Below are 23,276 nucleotides of genomic sequence, written 5' to 3'. Positions count from 1 at the left end.
TTTATACGGTAAAATAGTTTTTTAAGGTTTGGATTGGTAATATATATTGGGGAGTTTCCTTTTGGTTGAGGCAATTAGTAGTGAGGAAGACCTCATTCTCGACGTAAGTCAGGTCACTAAGGATATGGTACAATTAGCTGGAGGCAAAGGCGCAAACCTTGGGGAGTTAACGAGCATTGGAGTTAGAGTACCTCCAGCCTTTATACTTACTTCCAAAGCTTTTAAATATTTTCTTGAATACAACAACCTTTTTGACAAAATTAGAGAGACTTTAAATAGTTGTGAAACCTCCGAGGAGGCTAGTGAAAAAATAAAACAATTGATAAAGAACGCTAAGATTCCAGAGAAATTGAGTAGCATGATATATCAAGCCTATGATGAATTAAGTAAAAAAGTTGGAAAAGAAATCTTAGTAGCTGTAAGGTCTTCAGCTACTGCAGAGGACATTGAGACGGCCAGTTTTGCTGGACAGCAAGATACTTATCTTAATGTTACTAAGGACGAACTTATTGATAGGATTAAGGATGTATGGGCTAGTCTCTATAACGCAAGGGCTATAGAATATAGAAAGAGTAAAGGTATAGATGATTTATCAGTACTTATAGCTGTAGTTGTTCAAAAAATGGTTAATTCAAGATCTGCTGGAGTAATGTTTACTCTACATCCAGTTACTGGAGATGAAAAGTATATCATGATAGAATCTAATTGGGGTTTAGGAGAAAGTGTAGTTGGCGGTAAGGTTACCCCAGATGAGGTTTTAATAGAAAAGTCTACCTTAAGAATTGCAGAAAAAAAGGTTTCTAATAAGAATATTAAAATCGTATATGATAAACAACTTAAGAAGAACGTTACCATTACCTTAGATGAGAAGGAATCTAGAGCAATGAGTATAACAGACGAAGAGGCAATAGAACTAGCAAAACTAGCACTTAAGATTGAAGAGCATTACAAGAGGCCAATGGATATTGAGTGGGCTATCGATAATGATCTAAGTTTCCCTGAGAATATCTTCATAGTTCAAGCTAGGCCGGAAACTTTCTGGTCTTCTAAAAGGAAAGAAACTAAGAGTGCTGTGGAAAAGAGTTCTGCTTCTGTAAGTGGCAAAGTATTACTTAGGGGGCTTGCAGCTTCTCCGGGTATAGCTTTTGGTAAGGCAAAAATTATACTCGACATTAAAGATCCTAAAGTTCATGAATTTAAGAAGGGTGACATCTTAGTTACGAAAATGACAGATCCGGATTGGGTACCGTTAATGAAGATAGCTGGGGCAATAATAACAGATGAGGGAGGAATGACGAGCCATGCTGCTATTGTATCCAGAGAGCTAGGAATTCCAGCTATAGTTGGTAGTAGAGAAGCAACTAAGGTAATACAAGATAATCAAGAGATCACTGTAGATGCAATTAGGGGTATTGTGTATGAGGGTAAGGTAATTCAAGCAACTGAGACTGTATCCCAACAAGCTCAACCATCTACTGGAATTCAAGGAATAAGTAGGGAAGTCCTATTGAGTCTTTATCCAGTTACTGCAACTAAAATTTACATGAACTTGGGTGAACCTGACGTTATAGACAAGTATTTGGATCTTCCCTTTGATGGAATAGGCCTTATGAGAATTGAGTTTATTGTAAGTGAGTGGGTTAGGTATCATCCACTTTATCTAATAAAAATAGGTAATGCAGAATTATTTGTGGATAAGTTAGCTGAGGGTATAGCCAAAGTAGCAAGCGCAATATATCCTAGGCCAGTTGTTGTCAGATTTTCAGATTTCAAAACTAATGAATATAAAAAATTGATTGGTGGAGAGGAGTTTGAACCAGATGAGAGGAATCCAATGATAGGTTGGAGAGGAGTATCCAGATATGTAAGCAAAGAGTACGAACCAGCATTTAGACTAGAGGTTAAGGCTATACGCAAAGTTAGGGAGGAGATGGGACTTAAGAATGTATGGGTAATGTTTCCCTTTGTCAGAACTACATGGGAACTAGAAAAGGCAATAAAAATAATGGAGGAGGAAGGTTTAAGAAGAGATTCAGATTTCAAGGTATGGATAATGGCAGAAGTCCCCTCAGTTGTTGTTCTTGCAGAGGAGTTTGCGAAGATAGTTGATGGATTCAGCGTAGGTAGTAACGATTTAGCACAATTAACTTTAGGTGTTGACAGGGATTCCGAGTTACTAGCAAGGATGGGATATTATGATGAGAGGGATCCAGCTGTTTTGGAGTCCATAAGAAAGCTAATCAGAGCTGCTCATAAGTATGGCAAAACTGTCTCAATATGTGGACAAGCACCTAGTGTTTATCCAGCAGTTGTTGAATATTTGGTCAAAGCTGGAATAGATAGTATTAGTGTAAATCCAGATGCAGTTATTAATGTTAGGAGGCAAGTAGCTTCTATCGAGCAACAAATTATACTTAGAAACCTTAATGGAAAAAGGAAGAACAAGTAGATAATTTTTATTATTTTTTATTATAACAATTTTTACATATTCTTCTAGCACCATCGAAATACGCTGTGCATTCTTCACAAACTGTATTTCCGCAGATTTCACATGAGCCTATTGACAAGTGTTTTTGACAAAGTTTGCATAGACTCATTTCACAAACTTTACAAATTCCTTTATCTATTACGTAATCATTACTACACACTTGCCTTCCACATAAATTACACGTGAAAAATGAGATGTTCTCTTCACAGATTTCACATTTCAATGAACTCTTTAAACCATCTATAGGCTTCTTCGTCGTCTTTAGCCTGAATTGGTGGGTGTTTAAAGTAAAATGCAGATACTTTTTCAAGTGGACCACCTATCTTTCTATCCAAGGCAACCTTAACTGCCCTTATAACATCTACTAATACTGCGGCACAGTTAGCCTTATCATCAACCTCTAAGGAAGCTTCTACTTTAATTGGCATACCTGCAAACGCGCTTCCTTTTACGTAAATGTAGGCTACTTTTGTATTTCCTAAAAATGGTACATAATCGCTAGGCCCTATCCTTATTTTTCCCTCGCTTTTTATCACCTCTCCGTTATCTAGTGTGCTAGTTACTGCTTCTGTTTTGCTTATTCTTTTAGATATTAGCCTTTCTTCTGTCTTCATGTTCAGAAAGTCTGTATTCCCGCCCACATTTAATTGATAAGTTTCCTCAACTTTTACCCCTCTCAGTCTGAAGAGTGAAGTAATTGACCTATGGAATATGGTAGCCCCTAATTGACTCTTAATATCATCACCTGCTAATGGCAAGTTTTTCTCTTTGAATTTATTAGGAAAGTAACCTGAAGGATCACTAGCAATAAACACGGGTATTGCGTTTATAAACGCAGTTCCTGCCATTAGTGCTATATTTGCATATGTCCTCGTCGCATTTTCACTTCCAACAGGCAATAAATTAAGTAGAATTTCTGTTTTGCTAGCTTTTAATTCATCTAATGCTTTTTCCAATGTGCCATCATAAGTAGGATTAAAAACGTTAGTCATATGTTGGGCTACACCATCAAGAACGGGTCCCGCACTTACCTTTACTCCTTTCTTCTCCATATTTACTATCTTTGGTGTAATATTTGGAGGTTGAAATATGGCCTCTGCAAGATCCTTTCCTATTTTATTTTTTGAAACGTCGAATGCTGCTACAATCTCTATATCGGTAATTTTATAACCCCCAATTATTGGAGTAATTAATCCCTCATAATAATTATCGCCTTTTGACTTATAATATTCTATTCCTTGAATTAACATTGATGCGCAATTACCTAAGCCGGCTATTGCTACTCGAATCATCAACTTTAAGTTAAATAACTAGATAAAATATGTTGTGATGAAAGGGAAAAACAGATCTGTGAAGAAGTGGAGCGACACTGAGGTGTGTGAAAATGCTAAAGCGCATGTACGCTCGCGTGTATGGGCTAGTGCAAGGTGTTGGTTTTAGAAAATTTGTCCAAATTCACGCTATAAGGTTAGGTATAAAGGGGTATGCTAAGAATTTACCCGATGGTTCGGTAGAAGTGGTTGCGGAAGGTTATGAGGAAGCGTTAAGTAAATTATTGGAACGTATTAAGCAAGGTCCACCAGCAGCTGAAGTAGAGAAGGTAGATTTCTCGTTTAGTGAATATAAGGGAGAATTTGAGGATTTCGAAACATACTAAAAGTTTATAAGGTAAAAACGTTTATAATGTATCGGTGCTTTTGATGTACCAATGGTAAAAGAAGACGAGATTTTGCCTAAGTACTGGTACAATATAATTCCCGATCTGCCTAAACCCTTGCCTCCTCCAAGGGATCCACAAGGGGCAGATTTCTCGAGAATTGATTTATTAAGAAGTATACTACCTAAGGAAGTATTAAGGCAACAATTCACAATAGAAAGGTACATAAAGATCCCTGAGGAAGTAAGAGATAGATATTTATCGATAGGAAGACCAACTCCATTATTTAGAGCTAAAAGATTAGAGGACTACTTAAAGACACCAGCAAGAATCTACTTTAAATACGAAGGCGCTACACCTACTGGATCTCATAAGATAAATACAGCAATTCCTCAAGCGTATTTCGCAAAAGAAGAGGGAATTGACCACGTAGTTACTGAAACTGGAGCAGGTCAATGGGGAACTGCAGTAGCACTTGCAGCTAGTATGTATAATATGAAAAGTACTATCTTCATGGTAAAGGTAAGTTATGAGCAAAAACCGATGAGAAGGAGCATAATGCAATTATATGGGGCTAATGTTTATGCAAGTCCCACAAACTTAACTGAATACGGTAAGAAGATATTAGAGACAAATCCACAGCATCCTGGATCATTAGGTATAGCAATGAGTGAGGCAATAGAGTATGCCCTTAAGAACGAATTTAGATATTTAGTAGGTAGCGTTTTAGATGTAGTACTTTTGCATCAAAGCGTTATTGGTCAAGAGACTATTACTCAATTGGATTTGTTAGGAGAAGACGCTGATATTCTAATTGGATGTGTAGGAGGTGGAAGCAATTTTGGTGGTTTTACATATCCCTTTATCGGAAACAAGAAAGGCAAACGTTACATTGCAGTAAGTTCTGCAGAAATTCCAAAGTTTAGTAAAGGTGAATATAAGTACGATTTTCCAGACTCTGCTGGATTATTACCTTTAGTGAAAATGATAACTTTAGGTAAAGATTACGTTCCTCCGCCAATATATGCAGGCGGATTAAGATATCATGGTGTAGCCCCAACATTAAGTTTGTTAGCAAAGGAGGGTATTGTGGAATGGAGAGAATATAATGAAAGGGAGATTTTCGAAGCCGCTAAGATATTTATGGAGAATCAAGGTATTGTACCAGCTCCAGAATCAGCCCATGCAATAAAGGCAGTGGTCGATGAAGCTATAGAAGCTAGGAAGAATAATGAGAGAAAAGTCATCGTCTTTAATCTAAGTGGACATGGATTGTTGGATCTATCAAATTACGAATCCATGATGAAAAGGTTGAATGGAAATGGGTAAACTGCTTGTCGTTTATATGACGTTAGGTTATCCTAATGTTCAAAGTTTCAAGGATTTTATTATTGGGGCAGTTGAAAATGGAGCTGACATATTAGAGCTTGGAATTCCCCCTAAATATGCCAAGTATGATGGTCCAGTTATAAGGAAGAGTTATGATAAAGTTAAAGGACTAGATATTTGGCCTTTAATAGCAGATATTAGGAAAGACGTCAGTGTTCCTATAATTGCACTTACTTACTTAGAGGATTGGATTGATCAACTAGATAATTTTCTAAATATAATGAGAGATGTCAAACTGGATGGAGTTCTATTTCCAGATTTACTTATTGATTATATAGATGATTTGGATAAATTTGATGGAATAATAAAAAATAAAGGATTAAAAAATGTTATTTTTACATCTCCTTCAGTACCAGATCTTCTAATCCACAAAGTCTCTAAGATTAGCGATTTATTCTTATATTATGGTGTTAGACCAACTACTGGCGTACCTATACCAGTATCAGTTAAGCAGTTGATTAATAGAGTTAGAAATTTAGTTGAGAATAAGCTAATAGTGGGATTTGGCCTATCAAGTGAGTCAGATTTAAGAGATGCCTTAAGTGCTGGTGCCGACGGAATAGCAATTGGAACCGCTTTCATAGAAGAAATTGAAAAGAATGGCGTAGAATCGGCAATAAATTTAGTTAAAAAATTTAGGGTGATATTAGATGAATATAAATGATATTCTTAAAAAACTCATAAATAAATCAGATTTGGAAATTGATGAGGCTGAAGAATTAGCTAAGGCTATAATTAGAGGAGAAGTTCCAGAGATTTTAGTATCAGCAATTTTAGTAGCGCTAAGAATGAAAGGTGAAAGTAAAAATGAAATAGTAGGTTTTGCCAGAGCAATGAGAGAATTAGCAATCAAAATAGACGTACCCAACGCAATAGACACAGCTGGTACAGGTGGCGACGGATTAGGAACAGTAAACGTTAGTACCGCATCTGCAATCCTATTGAGTTTAATTAATCCAGTTGCCAAACACGGTAATAGGGCAGTAAGTGGTAAAAGTGGTAGTGCTGATGTTCTTGAAGCTTTAGGTTATAATATTATAGTTCCACCAGAAAGAGCAAAAGAATTAGTCCACAAAACGAATTTCGTTTTCCTCTTCGCACAGTACTATCATCCTGCAATGAAGAACGTTGCCAATGTGAGAAAAACTTTAGGGATCAGAACTATTTTCAATGTTCTAGGTCCATTGACTAATCCAGCCAATGCGAAGTATCAGTTAATGGGAGTGTTTTCTAAAGATCATTTGGATTTATTGTCAAAAAGCGCGTATGAATTAGATTTCAATAAAGTAATTTTAGTACATGGAGAGCCAGGCATAGATGAGGTAAGTCCGATAGGAAAAACTTTTATGAAGATAGTAAGTAAGCGCGGTATAGAAGAAGTCAAGTTTGACGTAACTGATTTCGGTATATCATCAATTCCAATAGATAAGTTAATAGTAAATTCTGCTGAGGATTCAGCAATAAAAATAGTTAGGGCATTTCTAGGTAAAGATGAACATGTAGCTGAATTCATTAAGATAAACACCGCAGTTGCGCTTTTTGCATTAGATAAAGTGAGCGATTTTAAGGAAGGTTATGAGTACGCTAAGTATTTGATAGAAAATTCCGTAAATAAATTAAATGAGATAATCTCACTTAATGGAGATCTAACCAAACTGAAAACGATAATGGTGAAGAGTAGTGGTTAAACTAAAGATATGCGGTAACGCAACGTTATCAGATATCATAGAGCTCTCAAAACTTAATGTGGATTATATAGGAATAATAACTGACGCCATAAGTCAAAGATTCGTAAAGAGCGAGTTCTTAACATTTGTTAGAAGATATACTGAAAAACCGATAGTTAATGTGAAAGTTAATATTTTAATGAGTGAAATAGAAAAAGAATTATCAATATCAGATTATTTACAGATACATAGAGTATTAGACGATTCGGAATTAGAATTGCTTAAATTGTACGATTTTAGAAAAAGAATTATATTATATGTACCAGCGTCCTTCGAGTATAAGAAATACCTAGAGAAGGCTATAGATACTGTGGATATGGTATTAATAGATTCCGTAAAGAAAGGCGTAGGCGTTGATTATAACGTTGCATCGAGTTTCCTTAAGGATTACCCTCACCTAGGCGTAGGTGGAAAAATAAGTATAGATAATATTTCTAACTTTATCAATCTAAATCCTGCATGGCTTGATATTTCCAGTAGTATAGAGATTTATCCTGGCAAAAAGGATATTAATATAGTGAAAAAAATAGTTGAGATGGTAAAATATGGAAGTTCATCCGATAAGTGAATTTGCCTCTCCATTTGAGGTATTTAAATGCATAGAGAGGGACTTTAAAGTAGCTGGGTTACTAGAAAGCATAGGTGGCCCTCAATATAAGGCGAGATATAGTGTGATAGCTTGGTCAACTAATGGGTATCTGAGAATTCATGATGATCCGGTAAATATTCTTAATAGTTATTTGAAAGATTTGAAATTAGTAGATATACCGGGTTTATTTAAAGGAGGCATGATAGGTTACATAAGCTATGATGCAGTAAGATTTTGGGAGAAAATAAGGGACTTAAAGCCAGCAGCTGAAGATTGGCCTTATGCGGAATTCTTTATTCCAGACAATATCATAATCTACGATCATAATGAGGGCAAAGTATACGTTAATGCCGATTTAAGCTCTGTAGGCGGATGTGGGGATATAGGGGAGTTTAAAATAAGCTTTTATGATGAATCTCTTAATAAGAACAACTATGAGAAGATTGTTTCTGAATCGCTAGAGTATATAAGATCGGGTTATATATTTCAGGTCGTATTATCTAGATTTTATAGATATTTATTTAGTGGAGATCCATTAAGAATATATTATAATCTCAGAAGAATAAATCCCTCTCCTTACATGTTCTATCTTAAATTTGATGAAAAATACTTAATAGGATCCAGCCCCGAATTACTTTTCAGAGTTCAAGATAATATTGTCGAAACCTATCCAATAGCTGGCACTAGACCTAGGGGGTCTGATCAAGAAGAAGACCTTAAATTGGAATTGGAATTGATGAACTCAGAAAAGGATAAGGCTGAGCACTTAATGTTGGTTGATTTGGCTAGAAATGATCTAGGTAAAGTATGTGTACCCGGAACTGTGAGAGTACCAGAATTAATGTATGTAGAGAAGTATAGTCATGTCCAACATATAGTATCAAAAGTGATTGGGACTTTAAAGAAGAAGTATAATGCATTAAACGTTTTATCAGCTACTTTCCCAGCGGGTACAGTGAGCGGAGCACCAAAACCAATGGCAATGAATATAATTGAAACGTTAGAGGAGTACAAAAGAGGTCCCTATGCTGGTGCTGTAGGCTTTATCTCAGCTGATGGTAACGCAGAGTTCGCAATAGCCATAAGAACTGCATTTCTGAACAAAGAATTGTTACGAATACATGCTGGTGCTGGTATAGTATATGACTCTAATCCAGAATCTGAATATTTCGAAACTGAACATAAACTAAAAGCACTAAAAACAGCAATAGGGGTGAGTTAAATGGATCTAACCCTGATAATAGATAATTATGATAGTTTTGTTTACAATATAGCTCAAATAGTAGGAGAATTAGGGAGTTATCCAATAGTTATCAGAAATGATGAAATAAGTATAAAAGGAATAGAGAGAATAGACCCAGATAGGATTATAATTTCACCAGGACCAGGGACACCAGAAAAACGAGAAGATATAGGAGTGTCATTGAATGTTATCAAATATCTAGGCAAAAAAACTCCAATACTAGGAGTTTGTCTAGGTCATCAAGCTATAGGTTATGCATTTGGAGCTAAGATAAGAAGAGCTAGAAAAGTATTTCATGGAAAAATAAGTAACATAATTATAGTAAACGACTCTCCACTTCCACTATATTACGGCATTGCTAAGGAGTTTAAAGCTACCAGATATCATAGTCTTGTTGTGGACGAGGTTCATAGACCTCTAATTATCGATGCAATATCCGCTGAGGATAATGAGATAATGGCAATACATCATGAAGAATACCCAATATACGGTGTTCAATTTCATCCAGAGAGTGTTGGAACCTCATTGGGATATAAGATACTTTATAATTTCTTGAATAGAGTATAACATATGCCACGTTATCTTAAAGGATGGCTTAAGGACGTCGTACAATTATCTTTAAGAAGGCCCTCGTTTAGGGCCTCAAGACAAAGACCGATTATTTCCTTAAATAAAAGAATTTTGGAATTTAATGTGCGTAATGTCACAGCTATAATAGCTGAATATAAGCGCAAATCTCCCTCTGGATTGGATGTTGAAAGAGATCCGATAGAATACGCAAAGTTCATGGAAAAGTATGCAGTAGGTCTTAGCGTACTAACTGAGGAAAAGTACTTTAATGGTTCATATGAAATTTTGAGAAAGATAGCCAGTTCAGTTTCAATCCCCATATTAATGAAGGATTTTATTGCCAAGGAATCACAAATTGATGATGCGTATAACTTAGGTGCAGATACTGTATTGCTAATAGTCAAAATACTTACTGAAAGAGAATTAGAGAGTTTAATGGAATATGCCAGAAGTTATGGTATGGAACCATTGGTAGAGATTAATGACGAGAAGGATTTAGAAATAGCCCTAAGGATAGGGGCCAAGTTTATAGGAGTTAATTCAAGAGATCTAGAAACCCTTGAGATAAATAAGGAGAATCAGAGAAAGCTTCTATCCATGATACCATCAGATGTAATAAAGGTGGCAGAAAGTGGAATTTCTGAGAGGAATGAAATAGAGGAATTGAGAAAATTAGGTGTTAATGCTTTCCTAATTGGATCCTCACTAATGCAAAACCCAGAAAAGATTAAAGAATTTATACTATAACGTTCTTCATATACACTTGTGGTCTCACTACTAGACTTCAACGAAAATATGTCGCAAGTTACTGGAGAGACTACTTTATTGTATAAGGAAATCGCTAGAAATGTGGAGAAGACTAAGAAGATTAAAATTATCGATTTTGGGATAGGACAGCCAGATTTACCTACATTTAAACGTATAAGGGATGCTGCAAAAGAGGCTCTAGATCAAGGCTTCACTTTCTACACTTCAGCATTCGGTATTGATGAATTAAGGGAAAAAATAGCTCAATATCTTAATACTAGATATGGTGCTGACGTAAAGAAGGAGGAAGTGATAGTTACACCTGGTGCTAAGCCTGCGCTTTTCCTAGTCTTTATACTATACATTAATCCTGGCGATGAGGTAATACTTCCAGATCCCTCATTCTACTCTTACGCTGAGGTTGTTAAGTTACTCGGAGGAAAACCAATATATACTAATTTAAAGTGGAGTAGAGAAGAAGGATTCTCAATAGATGTAGATGAACTACAGTCTAAAATATCAAAAAGAACCAAAATGATAGTATTCAATAATCCTCATAATCCGACTGGTACTCTATTTTCTCCTAACGATGTTAAGAAAATTGTAGATATAAGTAGGGATAATAAAATTATCTTACTATCCGATGAAATTTATGATAACTTTGTGTATGAAGGTAAGATGAGAAGTACTCTTGAAGACTCGGATTGGAGAGATTTCTTGATTTACGTTAATGGATTTAGTAAGACTTTCTCAATGACTGGATGGAGATTAGGTTATATTGTAGCTAAGCGCGAAATTATCCAGAAAATGGGAGTTTTGGCTGCTAACATATACACTGCCCCTACAAGTTTTGTACAAAAAGCTGCCGTAAAAGCCTTTGATACTTTCGACGAGGTCAACGAAATGGTAAAGCTATTTAAGAAGAGACGAGACGTAATGTATGATGAGCTTATTAAGGTTAAAGGAATTGAAGTGTCTAAACCAAATGGAGCATTCTATATGTTCCCAAATGTTAGTAAGTTACTAAAAATAAGTGGGCTCGACGTTAAGTCATTTGCAATAAAGCTAATTGAAGAAAAAGGTATAGTCACAATACCTGGTGAAGTCTTTCCATTAAATATAGGTAAGGAATTTTTAAGACTAAGTTTTGCCGTAAACGAAGAAGTTATTAGAGAGGGTGTACAAAAAATTAGAGAGTTTGCAGAACAGATGATGAATTCCCGATAGTAAGATTGATGAGCTAAACTCCCATGGTCTGATTAGCAGGTTCAATTTCCACTTTTTCTTCAGTTGATTCTATTAGTTCAAGGTTAGTTATCTTTAGCGTCTTCATTATGTCCTCTTTTACCTCATTAATTAACTCAATAAATTGTCTATTTGCATATAATTTTACGCTAACTTGGGTATTCATTGATAATCTATTCTTAATCTTCTCTGATCTTATTAGAGAGTTTGTTTTCTTTATTACTTCCCCAAGTTCTCCTACTCTTTTATCCTCTTCGATATCATCCACTTTAGGCAATTCTTCTAGGAGAATACTCTTCTTATAACCAAATAACCTAGAATAGATTTCCTCTGTTATATGGGGTGCAATAGGATGTAGTAATACAATTATATCTCTTATTATCCTTTGTATAGTATATTTTGCAGACTTATCGTCTTCGAATAATCTATGTTTTATCATTTCTAAATATTCATCAGCTATGATCTCCCAGAAATAGCTATAGAGTTCTTGAAGTACCAAGTAAAAGTCGTAGTTCTCATATGCGTTTATTGCCTTTATTACAAATTTCTTATGTTCTTGTAAAATCCATTTATCTACTATATGTAGGCTCTCAGGTTTATCAAGTCTTTGATTCGCTATGAAGGGGTATACTAATCTACTCGCATTCCATAATTTCTGCAATAACATTCTTTTTCCCTTTACTATATCCCATTTAAATGGAAAATCATCGCCGATGCTTGCATCAAGAAGTGCCATTCTAATTGCATCTGCTCCAAATTCATCAACTCTATCCAATGGCGATACCACATTTCCCTTGCTTTTACTCATTCTGGTTCCATCTGGACCAAGGACTTGACCATTAACAAGGACTGTGGTAAAAGGTATATTATTAGCTAACATTAAAGTTCTAAAGAAGGTATAGAATAGCCAAGTCCTAATTATGTCAGTACCTTGAAGTCTTAGTGATGCTGGAAAAGTTTTGTTGAAAACGTTTTTATCTTCATAGAACTTGGTTAGGAAAAGAACTGTTACGCTAGAATCAATCCACACGTCTGCGACATCGGTAACTGGTTTAAGCTGTAATCCGCACAATGGACATTTCTCTGATGGTGGGCTAGTTTTGATAGGATCTATTGGTAAATTTTCTTCTCTAGCTGGTGTTAAATGCCCATTTTCGCAGTACCAGAATGGCAATGGAGTACCATAAATTCTTTGCCTAGTTATATTCCAATCCCACTCTATACTCTTTATCCAATCCTCAAGATAATAGGACATTCTAGCTGGCTTAAATTTCATCTTTTTGTATTCTTCTAGCAATTTTTGTTTCTTATCTAGAACTTTAATGTATATTTGCTTTTTGACTAAGAATTCTACTGGAGACAGACAATCACTTCTCTCAACATGCGACAGTACATTATGTTTTATTTTCTCTACGTTTACGAGATACCCTTTAGTCTTTAGGATTTCAATCATTTTATTTCTTGCTTGTTCAATTTTCAACCCATCAAGTATACCATTTGTATTTATCATCCTTCCTTTTTCGTCCACTATAACCCTTGTCGGTAAGTTGTATTTCAATTGCCATTTTATATCTTGGGGATCACCATAGGTACTTATCATTACTGCTCCAGTTCCGAATTCCTTCTCCACGTCTGAGTCAGATATTATTTTTACCTCAATATTAAACACTGGTACTATTGCAGTTTTTCCTACGAAACTCTTATATCTCTCATCATTTGGATTTACGGCCACAGCTTGAGTTGCAGCTAGTAGTTCCGGCCTAGTTGTAGCTATAATTATTTCTCCTCCTTCCTTTAATGGGAACTTTATATAGGCAAGAATTCCATCTTTCTCTAAGTAACCTACTTCACTTTGTGCTAAAGCAGTCTCACATTTAGGGCACCAAATTACTGGTCCTTCTCTCATCTCTATTAACTTCGTTTTATACATGTCAATGAGACTTTTTTGAATAATCTTTCTATATTTTGGTTCATAGGTCTTATATTCAAACCTTTCCCATTCTGGTCTATATCCTAGTCTAATCATTGCTTCTTTCATTTTCTTAATCATATCTTCTGTCCATTCTATACATTTTTGGAGAAATAGTTGCCTATTATCTTTTGGAATTCCTAACCTGTATTGTACTTTTAGTTCAGTTGGTAAACCTTGTGTATCCCATCCCTGAGGTAATAATACATTATATCCTTCTAATCTCTTAAACCTACCTATAGTATCAGCTATTGTAACCCAATATGCATGTCCCATATGAAGTTCTCCACTGGTAAAAGGAGGAGGAGTATCAATAACAAATCTCGGTGATTTATCGTCCTCATCTCTGAATCTAAATACGTCCCTCCAATATTCTTCACTTAACCATATCTTTTGCCATTTTTCCTCGATTTCCTTAGGATTATAATGTTTTGGCCATTCTTCCATCTTCTTTAAAATCTCATCTTGGTTTAACAATAACTGACCACCTATACAGACGATTTTATATAAATATAAATTCGAATAGCTTATAAAATTTCGTAATGAGAATAGCAATTCTGGGAGGAGGAGTAGCAGGTTCTACTTTGGCATACTTACTTTCAAGAATTAGTAATGAAGTTACAATCTTTGATATTAACCAACACTACGTTAAACCATGTGGAGATATAGTCCCAAACGTTTATACTCCCCCCTTTAATTGGAATGAAACGTTTGGTATAAAGAGGTTCTCCTTCTATACAGATGGGGAAAAAACTTACGATGTTGAATATAGGCATACTAAGTGGCTGGTTATAGATAAGTGGAAATGGATAAATGATATGCGAAAGAGTTCAAAAATAATAGTGACTCACGATCTTAATATTAAAGACTTTGATTACGTAATAGATAGTAGAGGACCTTATCCAATGGATAGAGAGGTAGTTTATACTACTAGAGCCATAATAGAGACTGAGGAGTTTGACGATGAGGCCATATTGGAATTCGACACTCGTTATACAGGTTTTTATTGGATATTTCCTAGCAGAGAGAATGAATATAATATAGGAGCTGGTTTTTTGGAATATAAGAATTCAAAGGAATTACTTTATTATTATTTGAGGAAGAAATTTAAGAATTTCGAAATTAAGGATGTTAGAGGAGCCCCTATTAGTATTGGGAGTGTCAAAAATAAGAAGTTAAGGATAGGTGAAGCAAGAGGACTTGTCTTCCCCCTAAGCGGTGAAGGGATAAGACCATCGGCTATCTCAGCCGAGTACGCTTTTGAAGCTATATATAAAGAAAGAGATCTGGATGAGTTTCTCAACGATAAGCTCAGTATTATAGAGAAAAGAATTAAAATTCAAAAAATGCTATTAGATCTATATAGATATTCTAGTTTAAGTTTAAGAAAGACTTTTATGAGAATATTCTTTAAGAACGATGTTCTCATAGATACATATTTAGAAGATAAGATAGATTTGAATGGAATAATCGAGTCCCTAAAGAGTGTGAGAGGGAATGGAAGTATTGTTAGAAAATTCGAAGAGCAAGAAAAATAAGCATGTATTAAGAACCTTCCTATTTAAAGTAGACGTAAATGGGGCAATACAGCAGATAGAGTTGCCTGGGAAATCAGTAAGACCTACATATAAGGTAGGTGAAGCAAAAATTGTAAATATTCCAAATAAAGGTACGTATGTTTATCTTTTCCTTCTAAGGAACCTATACGGGCGTGTAATAGGTAGGATAATTGTAATTAACGATGGGAAGATAGTACTAATAATGAAGTATAGAAAGTTAAAGCTAAAGCTAATAGATGGCGACGATAAATACGTAACAATTATAAAAAGAATTTTTGAACAAATTAAAATCCCGGTCAAGAAAATAAATATTAACAAAAAGAAGTGAGAAAATGTTTGAAGTGGGATTTAAGATTTTGGCTGAAGATCCTTTTAGAATAAGATACCTATCACAATCTATTAACGATGTATTTAAAGATCTATGTGAACCGGTAAAAATAGGGGCATCGTATATCTGTGCTCCGAATCAAGACACCCTTCTCTTGATCTACTTCAGTTCTCAGCTCTCAAAAGATATGAATGCGTCACTTAAAATAATGTCAAATAATGCAACATATGTTGTTGAGATCATGAGAGAAGTTAATAATAGGTTAAGATCGCAAGGTTTTTATATAACAATCTCGGAAACCTCTACCACTTCATTATAGAGATTTAGGAGTAACTCCTCATTTATATTCTTATTATTAACCTCTACTACTGCATTACAAATGTAAGATGAGATTTTAGTGTTACATATTACTAGCTTTCTCAATATTCCATTCTTTATTTCTTTATTTACATCCATATATACTAATCTCTCTTCATCTTCTGCGTGTTTTCTTCTCTTTATTTCTTTATTTACATCCATATATACTACTACTATTCCATTCTCATAGATTACAGAAAAATTTAGACCATTTATATTATAGTTTGTTACTGTCATAAAATCGGTACCAACTCAGTTCCACAATATGGGCACTTCCCCTTTAATCCTCTCTTATCTGCTTCGCAGAAGTATGCTGAATATTTCTTTTCACACTTAGGGCATTTGTAGATAATATCTGTCCCTATTACTAGTTTCCTATTACATATCCTACAATATACTGTTAACCATCCTAGGTGCCCATATGCATTTGAGCCTCTGTTTTTAATACTCATCTTATACCCACTACCACTTCATGCAAATTAACTTAAATTTTTATTCTCGACGTTATACCTTTGTCTACTTTAAAAGACTTTATAGTCTAAGAAGAGGTGTATTTATTAGATGAACTTAGCATCGTATTATAAGCTAGAACCTTTAAAAATTAACGATGTTGTTTTACTTTATACTTTACGCAGAACCAAAGAAGCTGAAATCATAGATGGAATTCGTGATTTGGAATCAATAATGCCGGATGAGGCTAATGATGTTGTAATAATTGAGGGAAGTAATGAGAAATATATCAATGGCAGATTTAATTTAGACTTTCAATTCTCTCGTCCATTAAATGTTATTTCCATAGGTGTTCCTCAGGTTGCAAATGGAGATCAAGTTCAGATTACAAGAATTGACGTAAATATGAGCGATGTTATTGGTGGAGTTTTGATTAAAAGAGATTTACCATTTATAGTATTCTTTACTCACGATGGTACTAAAATAATATCGATGTCAGATATTAATCCACCTATTCCTGAAAAGAAAGATAGTGTAAAGAGGGCTAGAAAGAAGAAAAAGAGGAGTAAAAAGCGTGCTAAGAAGTCTAATTCAAAATCCAAGAGTAAAAGCAAGAGTTCTGGAAAGAGTTGACGAATTTAGGTTAAATAATTTATCAAATGAGGAAGTGTGGTTTAGGGAACTCACATTATGTTTGCTAACTGCTAACTCGTCTTTCATTTCGGCTTATCAAGCCCTAAACTGTTTGGGAGACAAAATCTACTACGCTAATGAAGAAGTAATCAGAAATGTTCTTAAATCATGTAAATATAGATTTTATAATTTGAAGACAAAATATATTATTATGGCTAGGGAGAAGGTATATGGAAAGTTAAAAGAGGAGATAAAGCCTTTAGCGGATAGTGATCAACAATTGGCTAGGGAGAAGTTATTAAACATAAAAGGAATAGGGATGAAAGAAGCTAGTCACTTTCTTAGGAATGTTGGTTATTTCGATCTGGCAATTATAGACAGACATCTTATAGATTTTATGAAGAGAATAGGTGCGATAGGAGAAACTAACGTTAAACATTTATCAAAAAGTCGCTATGTATCTTTGGAGAGTGTTTTGAAAAGCATCGCTTTAAATTTAAATATAAGTGTAGGTATATTGGATCTGTTTATATGGTATAAGGAGACTAATACTATAGTTAAGTAGCAATAAAAAATATAAACCAGCAGTTGTAGTTTGATATGACTCATCATGAAAAACCCTAGTATGCTGAAAAGGGAGTTCGAATTTACTCAACTTTTAAGAAAATTAGATCTTATTATTATTATTTTATTCTCCTCATTTTTCTCAAGCTCATTCTCATCATCATGTTAAACTAAATCATATTCTTGAAAGTTTCAGGTGGCATGTATGGAAACTATACAAGGTATAAACTCTATAAACAAATTAGATTTCAAAGTATTAATAACTGATCCAGTAGATCAATACATGATAAAAACTTTACAAAGCAATGGATTAATAGTTGACTATAAACCTGAAATTTCAAGAGAGGAATTACTAAAGATAATAGACCAGTATCAAGTTTTAGTAGTAAGAAGCAGAACTAAAGTAGATAAGGAGATAATCCGTTATGGGACTAATCTTAAGATTATAGCCAGAGCCGGGATAGGGCTAGACAATATAGATACAGAAGAGGCATCCAAGAGAAATATAAAAATAGTATATGCACCAGGGGCTTCTACAGATTCTGCAGCAGAACTAACTATAGGATTACTTCTTACAGCAGCTAGAAAACTATATGATTCCATGAATATGGCAAAGGGTGGCATATTCAAGAAAATAGAGGGAATTGAGTTAGCAGGTAAGACTATAGGTGTTATAGGATTCGGCAGAATTGGTACCAAAGTAGCTAAGGTATGTAAGGCATTAGATATGAACGTAATTGCATATGATGTTATCGATATAAAAGAAAAGGCGAATATGCTTGGAGTCAAGGTAGCTGAAAGTTTAGAGGAATTGCTAAAGAACTCAGACGTAATAACCTTTCACGTTACAGTAGGTAAAGACGCTAAACCAATCCTTAATAAAGATACATTTAATTACGTCAAAGATAATGCAATCATAATCAACACCAGTAGAGCCGTAGTAATAGATGGTAAGGCATTACTAGAATGTATTGATAAAAAGCAACTAACTTATGCTACAGACGTTTTGTGGAACGAACCTCCTAAAGAGGATTGGGAGATTAAATTATTGAGACATGAGAGAGTGATAGTAACTACTCACATTGGTGCTCAAACTAAAGAAGCACAGCATAGGGTAGCAGTAGTCACAACAGACAATCTCATCACTGCTTTAAAAGAAATCGGTGTTCTCAAATGATGCTAATTCCCGGTCCAGTCAATGTTCCTTATAGTGTTCTACAAGCTTCTCTTCATTTAGTGAATCATAGATCAGAGAAATTTAGAGAAACTGTGAAAACATTAGAGTTTCTGATGAATAAACATTTTGGATCTACTCGTGTTGCACTATTAAGTGGCTCCGGTACCTTAGCTGTAGAATCTATGGTCTATTCAATGGTAAAAAGAGAGGAGAAAGTATTAACATTCCCTTATGGCGAGTTCGGACACAGATTAAAAGAATCGTTAGTTAGACGTGGAGCAAAGGTAATTAGTTACGAGAAAAAATTAGGGGAATCCTTTACACTTGAGGAAATAAAAAAGGCTATTGAGGAAAATAAAGACGCTACTACAGTAGCGTTAGTTCATAATGAGACTAGCACGGGTATAGCCTTTAGAGACCTTCAAAAGATAGCTGATGTTGTAAAAGGTGCAGGATTAAAGCTTCTTATTGATTCAGTATCAGGGTTTGCTGCCTATCCGCTATATGTTAATCAGTGGAAAATTGATTGTGTAGTAACTGGCAGCCAGAAAGCTTTAGCAAGCATACCGGGGGTAGGATTCGCTGCGTTGTCTGATGAGGGCTTGAATGAATTGGTAGAATCCGATTTACCTAGTTATCTAGATTTATCACTTCATTTAAAGTTTCAAGATAAAGGAGAGACACCATTTACTCCTACGGTAGGAGCATTTTTTGCTTCTAGAAGGGCTGCTGAATTACTGGATAAAGAAGGAATAGAAAATAGATGGAAGAGGCATGAAGCTTGTGCAAGGTATTTAAGGCGAGTAATGTCGACGATGGGATTTAAATTGTTAGGTAATGATACTAATTTCTCCAACACGGTAGTTGCAGCGTTTCCTCCTATTCCTTTAGATACATTTATGTCAGAGCTAAAGAAGAGAAATATTGAGATTACTAAGGGTATGGGTGAATTAAGGGATAAAATAGTAAGAATAGGGATTTTAGGTGTAGTTGATGATAGAGCAATTAGAAGATTAGTTAATAGTATAAGTGAAATAATTAAAAAGAACGTTGAGTTTGAAATTCCAAAAGAATGTGAGTTGCCGGAAGAGTTAAAAGTTGAAGTTTTATGGGATTAGAGAGGGATGGAATTTTGTCCCAGGATTTACATTTTAATGAAGTTTTTGTTTCTCTATGGCAGAATAAACTAACTAGATACGAGATCGCCAGAGTAATAAGTGCTAGAGCATTACAACTAGCCATGGGTGCACCAGCCTTAATTGATATAAATAACATAAGTTCGACTGATGTTATTAGTATAGCTGAGGAGGAGTTTAAGAGAGGAGTTCTTCCAATAACTATTAGGAGAAGATTACCAAATGGAAAAATAATTTTATTATCTCTTAGAAAGAGTTAAATAAGATGAATTTATGTAATGTAAACAACTATTACCTTATAATTGCAGAAAAGTCAAAAGCGGCGAAAAAAATTGCTGAAGCTCTTTCAGAGAAACCTATTTTATGTAGAAAATATAACGTTAACTATTGGATAATAAAAGATCATGATAACAGTAAATATGTTGTTGTCCCTGCGGCAGGACATCTTTTTGGGTTACAAGGGAAGAGTGGTTTCCCTGTATATGATGCCGACTGGAAACCTTTATGGGAGATTGATAAGAATAGTTACTACACAAAAAGATACTATCAACTTATCTCGTCTCTTAGCAAATACGCTTTAGGCTTTATCAATGCATGTGATTACGACATAGAAGGCTCTGTAATTGGCTATTTAATAATCAAATATCTAGGTGATATTAAGAAAGCTAAACGAATGAAATTTTCAGCGCTGACTAAAAGTGACATATTATCAGCATTTAGGAATATGTCTACATTAGATTACGATATGATAAACGCTGGAGTAGCTAGGCATAAAATTGACTGGTTATGGGGAATTAATGTTAGTAGAGCTCTTATGATTTCTTTACAAGATTTCGCAAAGAAAAGAGTGATATTAAGTGCGGGCAGGGTTCAAAGCCCAACTCTTGTCCAAGTTGTCAACTCTGAAATTGAAAGAAACCTATTTATTCCATTACCTAAATTTACTGTTTCAGTTATCGTAAAAATTAAAGATTATTCACTGAATATTAAGATAAATAAGGAATTCGAAAAACTTGCTGAAGCAAAGGAATTTTTGAATAAATTAATAAATAAGACCGTAAAAGTTACGCAAGTTGAAAATAAGATTAGAATATTAGAAAGACCTCCTCCATTTAATCTCACTGATCTCCAGGTAGAAGCTGGCAGAATATATGGTATATCTCCATATAACGTAGAACGTATAGCAGAAGATCTTTATTTGGACGGACTAATAAGTTACCCAAGAACTAATAGTCAAAAAATACCTTCAACTATTAATATTTACAATATAATCAAAGGTTTGGAGAATAGTTCGTATAGAAAGCTAGTTGATTTAGTGAGGAAAATTACAAGAGGGAAATATATTGTTAGGCAAGGCTTTAAGGACGACCCTGCACATCCCGCAATTCACCCTACTGGCGAACCTCCTAAAAATTTACCTAATAACAAATTCAAGATATATGACCTAATAGCAAGAAGATTTTTGGCTTCAGTATCTGCTGATGCTAAACTATCAAACACTATTTACACCTTGAAAGTGGCTGATTTTCCCTTAGAGTTCTCAGTCTCATATACAAAAATACTAGAGAGAAATTGGCTAGATATATATCACTTTCATAATGTAAGAGAAGATAAACCAATACTTCTCTCAAAAGGTGATGAGGGTATAATTTCAGATGGAAAAGTAAATATTAGTTTAAGTAAACCCACTTCTAGATATACAAAGGTTTCATTACTTAAATGGATGGAATCTTCTGACTTAGGTACAGAGGCTACTAGAGGAAGAATAATTGAGATCCTAGTGAAGAGGAGATATTTGACTAGTAACGGGAGCTATATAGTCCCGACAAAATTAGGTTTCTATATTGCTGAGCTATTAAACAAATTTTTCCCGGATATAGTTGATGTTAGAATGACTGCAGATATGGAAAATAAATTAGAAATGATAAAGACTGGCAAAATTTTAGAAAGCGAGGTTATTAAAGAAAACATAGAAAAATTAAATAAATTTATAGATGAATATAAGGCAAATAAAGATAGAGTAGGAGAGTCCTTAGCTAAAGCTTTAGGCCTCATAAAAATTGTAAAGTGTAAATTTTGTGATCTGGAGCAGTATAAGGATGGATTATGTAAATATCACTATGAAGCCAAAACTAAGCTTTTAGATGCTGTGAGAATTTGGGAGGAAAGGACAAAATATGATCATAAAAAGATTTTAAAGAGAATCAGTAGTAGTAAATCAACGGGTAAATACGTAAAAGATATAGTAACTTACATGCTTAACATGAATGATGAAAGTCATGCCAATCTGAAAAGATGAGGTAAACTCTGGGGTAACTGAGTTCCTATAATGCCTTAAACTTCTCTGTCCACGCCTCATAAGCCTTTATTAATTCTGGATTAACACTTGGCATTCTGACTTTTAATATATCCTTAAAGTCCTGGAGTGTAATTGTTCTTGGTTCACCTAAATTATTCTTAAACATTTCTTTGACAACTTTTATATGTGCTGCTTGAACTATATCCCTAATATCGCTCGCTGTGTATCCTTCAGTTAATTTAGCTAACTCTTCTAGGCTTACCTCAGTATCCAATTTAATCTTCGAAGTATAATATTTGAATAGCGATAATCGTTGTTCATAATCAGGTAATGGTACATATATTCTTTTTTGAAATCTTCTTAAGAAGGCTTCATCTAACCTCCAAGGCTTATTTGTAGCACCTACAACATACACTTTATAGTTTTCTGATTTGTCCAAAAGCCCATCCATTTCCTTCAGAAATTGGTTTCTTACTCTTGCTTCTCCTCCTACCTCAGTAGAGTAAACTCCTAGCAATGCGTCTAGCTCATCTATAAATATTATAGCAGGTTTATTTTGCTTTTTAGACTCTTCCCTAGCCATTTTGAACACATTTGCTACATTTTTCTCAGCTTCTCCTAACCACTTTGACATTACTGACGCAGCATCTAGTTGTATGAAAATGGAGTCTATCTCATTTGCTACTGCTGCAGCTATCATAGTTTTACCACAACCTGGAGGACCATATAGCAAAATTCCTCTTGGCCAGCCTAAGGGGAATAGATCTGGTCTCTTAGTTGGGTATATTATTGCTTCTCTTAATGCCTCCTTCACATCATCTAAACCAACTATATCTTTAAACGAGACCTTTGGTTTCTCGGTAACTACCACTTCCTCAGGTGTAGTTGTACCATCTCCTCCACCATCGCTAGAGGCTGGCAAGACTTTTTCCAGATAACTTATTCTTTTCTTGTACTCATTAATCATCTGCTCATACGCAGTTCTCGCTACTGATTCTGGATAAAGGACTATGATCTGGCTCAAAACCTCTATGGCTTTCTTATAATACGTTATTGCATCCTCTACCTTACCCTCCTTATCAGCTTTTACTGCAAGGATAGCGTATTTTCTAGCCATATCTTCTAGCATTACTTGAGCACTCATCTACA

24 protein-coding genes are annotated in these 23,276 nt (G+C 34.8%); 19 read left to right on the top strand and 5 right to left on the bottom strand.

Annotated features, from left to right (window positions below):
* Nucleotides 1-46 precede the first annotated feature (46 nt).
* The gene (gene ppsA, locus J5U23_RS12495) at nt 47-2,449 is read left to right on the top strand and encodes a pyruvate, water dikinase (RefSeq protein WP_218266343.1); all 2,403 of its coding nucleotides are present in this window, start codon (nt 47-49) and stop codon (nt 2,447-2,449) included.
* Between the two features lie 251 nt (nt 2,450-2,700).
* Here the strand turns inward: ppsA and J5U23_RS12490 are convergent, their stop codons facing one another.
* Entirely contained in the window at nt 2,701-3,780 is a 1,080-nt protein-coding gene (locus J5U23_RS12490; RefSeq protein ID WP_218266342.1) for an inositol-3-phosphate synthase, read from the bottom strand.
* Nucleotides 3,781-3,872: 92 nt separating this feature from the next.
* On the opposite strand from J5U23_RS12490, the gene J5U23_RS12485 reads away from it, so the two are divergent.
* From J5U23_RS12485 to J5U23_RS12445, 9 genes are read left to right on the top strand one after another with little or no spacing between them, the layout of a single operon-like run.
* Nucleotides 3,873-4,145, top strand: coding sequence for an acylphosphatase (locus J5U23_RS12485; protein WP_012711338.1), 273 nt, complete (start codon nt 3,873-3,875; stop codon nt 4,143-4,145).
* Between the two features lie 51 nt (nt 4,146-4,196).
* Entirely contained in the window at nt 4,197-5,474 is a 1,278-nt protein-coding gene (locus J5U23_RS12480) for a TrpB-like pyridoxal phosphate-dependent enzyme (RefSeq protein WP_218266341.1), read from the top strand.
* Nucleotides 5,467-6,198 (top strand): tryptophan synthase subunit alpha, encoded by a 732-nt coding sequence (trpA, locus tag J5U23_RS12475; RefSeq protein ID WP_218258501.1) that lies wholly within the window; start codon nt 5,467-5,469, stop codon nt 6,196-6,198. Before J5U23_RS12480 ends, trpA begins: the two co-directional genes overlap by 8 nt.
* On the top strand, nt 6,185-7,222 hold the full coding sequence (gene trpD, locus J5U23_RS12470; RefSeq protein WP_218258500.1) for an anthranilate phosphoribosyltransferase: 1,038 nt from the start codon (nt 6,185-6,187) through the stop codon (nt 7,220-7,222). Before trpA ends, trpD begins: the two co-directional genes overlap by 14 nt.
* Nucleotides 7,215-7,829, top strand: a complete 615-nt coding sequence (trpF, locus tag J5U23_RS12465) for a phosphoribosylanthranilate isomerase (protein ID WP_218260855.1) — start codon at nt 7,215-7,217, stop codon at nt 7,827-7,829. Before trpD ends, trpF begins: the two co-directional genes overlap by 8 nt.
* Nucleotides 7,807-9,072 (top strand): anthranilate synthase component I, encoded by a 1,266-nt coding sequence (locus J5U23_RS12460; RefSeq protein ID WP_218266340.1) that lies wholly within the window; start codon nt 7,807-7,809, stop codon nt 9,070-9,072. Before trpF ends, J5U23_RS12460 begins: the two co-directional genes overlap by 23 nt.
* Complete coding sequence (locus J5U23_RS12455; RefSeq protein ID WP_218258497.1) at nt 9,073-9,660, top strand: anthranilate synthase component II; 588 nt, start codon at nt 9,073-9,075, stop codon at nt 9,658-9,660. It abuts the gene before it with no gap.
* Between the two features lie 3 nt (nt 9,661-9,663).
* The gene (gene trpC, locus J5U23_RS12450; RefSeq protein ID WP_218266339.1) at nt 9,664-10,410 is read left to right on the top strand and encodes an indole-3-glycerol phosphate synthase TrpC; all 747 of its coding nucleotides are present in this window, start codon (nt 9,664-9,666) and stop codon (nt 10,408-10,410) included.
* A gap of 18 nt (nt 10,411-10,428) precedes the next feature.
* On the top strand, nt 10,429-11,637 hold the full coding sequence (locus J5U23_RS12445) for a pyridoxal phosphate-dependent aminotransferase (RefSeq protein ID WP_218258495.1): 1,209 nt from the start codon (nt 10,429-10,431) through the stop codon (nt 11,635-11,637).
* Between the two features lie 13 nt (nt 11,638-11,650).
* Here the strand turns inward: J5U23_RS12445 and J5U23_RS12440 are convergent, their stop codons facing one another.
* Entirely contained in the window at nt 11,651-14,179 is a 2,529-nt protein-coding gene (locus J5U23_RS12440; RefSeq protein WP_218266338.1) for a valine--tRNA ligase, read from the bottom strand.
* On the opposite strand from J5U23_RS12440, the gene J5U23_RS12435 reads away from it, so the two are divergent.
* From J5U23_RS12435 to J5U23_RS12425, 3 genes are read left to right on the top strand one after another with little or no spacing between them, the layout of a single operon-like run.
* The gene (locus J5U23_RS12435; protein WP_218258493.1) at nt 14,167-15,162 is read left to right on the top strand and encodes a geranylgeranyl reductase family protein; all 996 of its coding nucleotides are present in this window, start codon (nt 14,167-14,169) and stop codon (nt 15,160-15,162) included. The two genes, J5U23_RS12440 and J5U23_RS12435, sit on opposite strands and share 13 nt — an antisense overlap.
* Nucleotides 15,122-15,511, top strand: a complete 390-nt coding sequence (locus tag J5U23_RS12430) for a hypothetical protein (protein ID WP_218260851.1) — start codon at nt 15,122-15,124, stop codon at nt 15,509-15,511. Before J5U23_RS12435 ends, J5U23_RS12430 begins: the two co-directional genes overlap by 41 nt.
* 4 nt (nt 15,512-15,515) lie before the next feature.
* On the top strand, nt 15,516-15,830 hold the full coding sequence (locus tag J5U23_RS12425; RefSeq protein ID WP_218266337.1) for a hypothetical protein: 315 nt from the start codon (nt 15,516-15,518) through the stop codon (nt 15,828-15,830).
* Here J5U23_RS12425 and J5U23_RS12420 read toward each other — a convergent pair.
* Together J5U23_RS12420 and J5U23_RS12415 are read right to left on the bottom strand one after the other, a co-directional pair.
* Nucleotides 15,791-16,105, bottom strand: a complete 315-nt coding sequence (locus tag J5U23_RS12420; RefSeq protein ID WP_218258491.1) for a hypothetical protein — start codon at nt 16,103-16,105, stop codon at nt 15,791-15,793. The two genes, J5U23_RS12425 and J5U23_RS12420, sit on opposite strands and share 40 nt — an antisense overlap.
* The gene (locus J5U23_RS12415; RefSeq protein WP_012711324.1) at nt 16,102-16,320 is read right to left on the bottom strand and encodes a hypothetical protein; all 219 of its coding nucleotides are present in this window, start codon (nt 16,318-16,320) and stop codon (nt 16,102-16,104) included. Before J5U23_RS12415 ends, J5U23_RS12420 begins: the two co-directional genes overlap by 4 nt.
* Nucleotides 16,321-16,429: 109 nt before the next feature.
* On the opposite strand from J5U23_RS12415, the gene J5U23_RS12410 reads away from it, so the two are divergent.
* The 6 genes from J5U23_RS12410 to J5U23_RS12385 all read left to right on the top strand — a co-directional run bounded on the left by J5U23_RS12410 (nt 16,430) and on the right by J5U23_RS12385 (nt 22,127).
* Nucleotides 16,430-16,951: a hypothetical protein gene (locus J5U23_RS12410; RefSeq protein ID WP_218258490.1), complete on the top strand. Its 522-nt coding sequence runs from the start codon at nt 16,430-16,432 to the stop codon at nt 16,949-16,951.
* Complete coding sequence (locus tag J5U23_RS12405) at nt 16,893-17,516, top strand: N-glycosylase/DNA lyase (RefSeq protein WP_218258489.1); 624 nt, start codon at nt 16,893-16,895, stop codon at nt 17,514-17,516. The genes J5U23_RS12410 and J5U23_RS12405 overlap by 59 nt, the downstream gene beginning before the upstream one ends.
* 204 nt (nt 17,517-17,720) lie before the next feature.
* Nucleotides 17,721-18,692 (top strand): D-2-hydroxyacid dehydrogenase, encoded by a 972-nt coding sequence (locus tag J5U23_RS12400; protein WP_218266336.1) that lies wholly within the window; start codon nt 17,721-17,723, stop codon nt 18,690-18,692.
* Nucleotides 18,689-19,810: an aminotransferase class V-fold PLP-dependent enzyme gene (locus J5U23_RS12395; protein ID WP_218266335.1), complete on the top strand. Its 1,122-nt coding sequence runs from the start codon at nt 18,689-18,691 to the stop codon at nt 19,808-19,810. Before J5U23_RS12400 ends, J5U23_RS12395 begins: the two co-directional genes overlap by 4 nt.
* On the top strand, nt 19,801-20,088 hold the full coding sequence (locus J5U23_RS12390; RefSeq protein ID WP_218258486.1) for a DNA-directed RNA polymerase subunit K: 288 nt from the start codon (nt 19,801-19,803) through the stop codon (nt 20,086-20,088). Before J5U23_RS12395 ends, J5U23_RS12390 begins: the two co-directional genes overlap by 10 nt.
* Nucleotides 20,089-20,093: 5 nt before the next feature.
* The gene (locus J5U23_RS12385; RefSeq protein WP_218266334.1) at nt 20,094-22,127 is read left to right on the top strand and encodes a DNA topoisomerase I; all 2,034 of its coding nucleotides are present in this window, start codon (nt 20,094-20,096) and stop codon (nt 22,125-22,127) included.
* Between the two features lie 25 nt (nt 22,128-22,152).
* On the opposite strand, the gene cdvC is transcribed toward J5U23_RS12385, so the two are convergent.
* The gene (cdvC, locus tag J5U23_RS12380) at nt 22,153-23,271 is read right to left on the bottom strand and encodes a cell division protein CdvC (protein WP_218258484.1); all 1,119 of its coding nucleotides are present in this window, start codon (nt 23,269-23,271) and stop codon (nt 22,153-22,155) included.
* Between the last annotated feature and the right edge of the window lie 5 nt (nt 23,272-23,276).

Origin of the sequence: Saccharolobus shibatae B12 (genome assembly GCF_019175345.1) — an archaeon.
GTDB classification, from domain to species: domain Archaea; phylum Thermoproteota; class Thermoprotei_A; order Sulfolobales; family Sulfolobaceae; genus Saccharolobus; species Saccharolobus shibatae.
Note: the sequence above shows the minus strand (reverse complement) of the source record. Positions and strands in the feature narration are given on the sequence as shown.

Excerpts from the sequence above, each read along its gene's own strand:
- trpD (WP_218258500.1), top strand. The coding sequence starts at position 6,185 with ATGAATATAAATGATATTCTTAAAAAACTCATAAATAAATCAGATTTG.
- J5U23_RS12415 (WP_012711324.1), bottom strand. The coding sequence starts at position 16,320 with ATGAGTATTAAAAACAGAGGCTCAAATGCATATGGGCACCTAGGATGG.
- J5U23_RS12435 (WP_218258493.1), top strand. The coding sequence starts at position 14,167 with ATGAGAATAGCAATTCTGGGAGGAGGAGTAGCAGGTTCTACTTTGGCA.
- J5U23_RS12480 (WP_218266341.1), top strand. The coding sequence starts at position 4,197 with ATGGTAAAAGAAGACGAGATTTTGCCTAAGTACTGGTACAATATAATT.
- J5U23_RS12390 (WP_218258486.1), top strand. The coding sequence starts at position 19,801 with ATGGGATTAGAGAGGGATGGAATTTTGTCCCAGGATTTACATTTTAAT.
- J5U23_RS12385 (WP_218266334.1), top strand. The coding sequence starts at position 20,094 with ATGAATTTATGTAATGTAAACAACTATTACCTTATAATTGCAGAAAAG.
- J5U23_RS12420 (WP_218258491.1), bottom strand. The coding sequence starts at position 16,105 with ATGACAGTAACAAACTATAATATAAATGGTCTAAATTTTTCTGTAATC.
- cdvC (WP_218258484.1), bottom strand. The coding sequence starts at position 23,271 with ATGAGTGCTCAAGTAATGCTAGAAGATATGGCTAGAAAATACGCTATC.
- J5U23_RS12400 (WP_218266336.1), top strand. The coding sequence starts at position 17,721 with ATGGAAACTATACAAGGTATAAACTCTATAAACAAATTAGATTTCAAA.
- J5U23_RS12410 (WP_218258490.1), top strand. The coding sequence starts at position 16,430 with ATGAACTTAGCATCGTATTATAAGCTAGAACCTTTAAAAATTAACGAT.
- trpA (WP_218258501.1), top strand. The coding sequence starts at position 5,467 with ATGGGTAAACTGCTTGTCGTTTATATGACGTTAGGTTATCCTAATGTT.
- J5U23_RS12485 (WP_012711338.1), top strand. The coding sequence starts at position 3,873 with ATGCTAAAGCGCATGTACGCTCGCGTGTATGGGCTAGTGCAAGGTGTT.
- J5U23_RS12460 (WP_218266340.1), top strand. The coding sequence starts at position 7,807 with ATGGAAGTTCATCCGATAAGTGAATTTGCCTCTCCATTTGAGGTATTT.
- trpC (WP_218266339.1), top strand. The coding sequence starts at position 9,664 with ATGCCACGTTATCTTAAAGGATGGCTTAAGGACGTCGTACAATTATCT.
- J5U23_RS12455 (WP_218258497.1), top strand. The coding sequence starts at position 9,073 with ATGGATCTAACCCTGATAATAGATAATTATGATAGTTTTGTTTACAAT.
- J5U23_RS12425 (WP_218266337.1), top strand. The coding sequence starts at position 15,516 with ATGTTTGAAGTGGGATTTAAGATTTTGGCTGAAGATCCTTTTAGAATA.
- J5U23_RS12395 (WP_218266335.1), top strand. The coding sequence starts at position 18,689 with ATGATGCTAATTCCCGGTCCAGTCAATGTTCCTTATAGTGTTCTACAA.
- J5U23_RS12430 (WP_218260851.1), top strand. The coding sequence starts at position 15,122 with ATGGAAGTATTGTTAGAAAATTCGAAGAGCAAGAAAAATAAGCATGTA.
- J5U23_RS12490 (WP_218266342.1), bottom strand. The coding sequence starts at position 3,780 with ATGATTCGAGTAGCAATAGCCGGCTTAGGTAATTGCGCATCAATGTTA.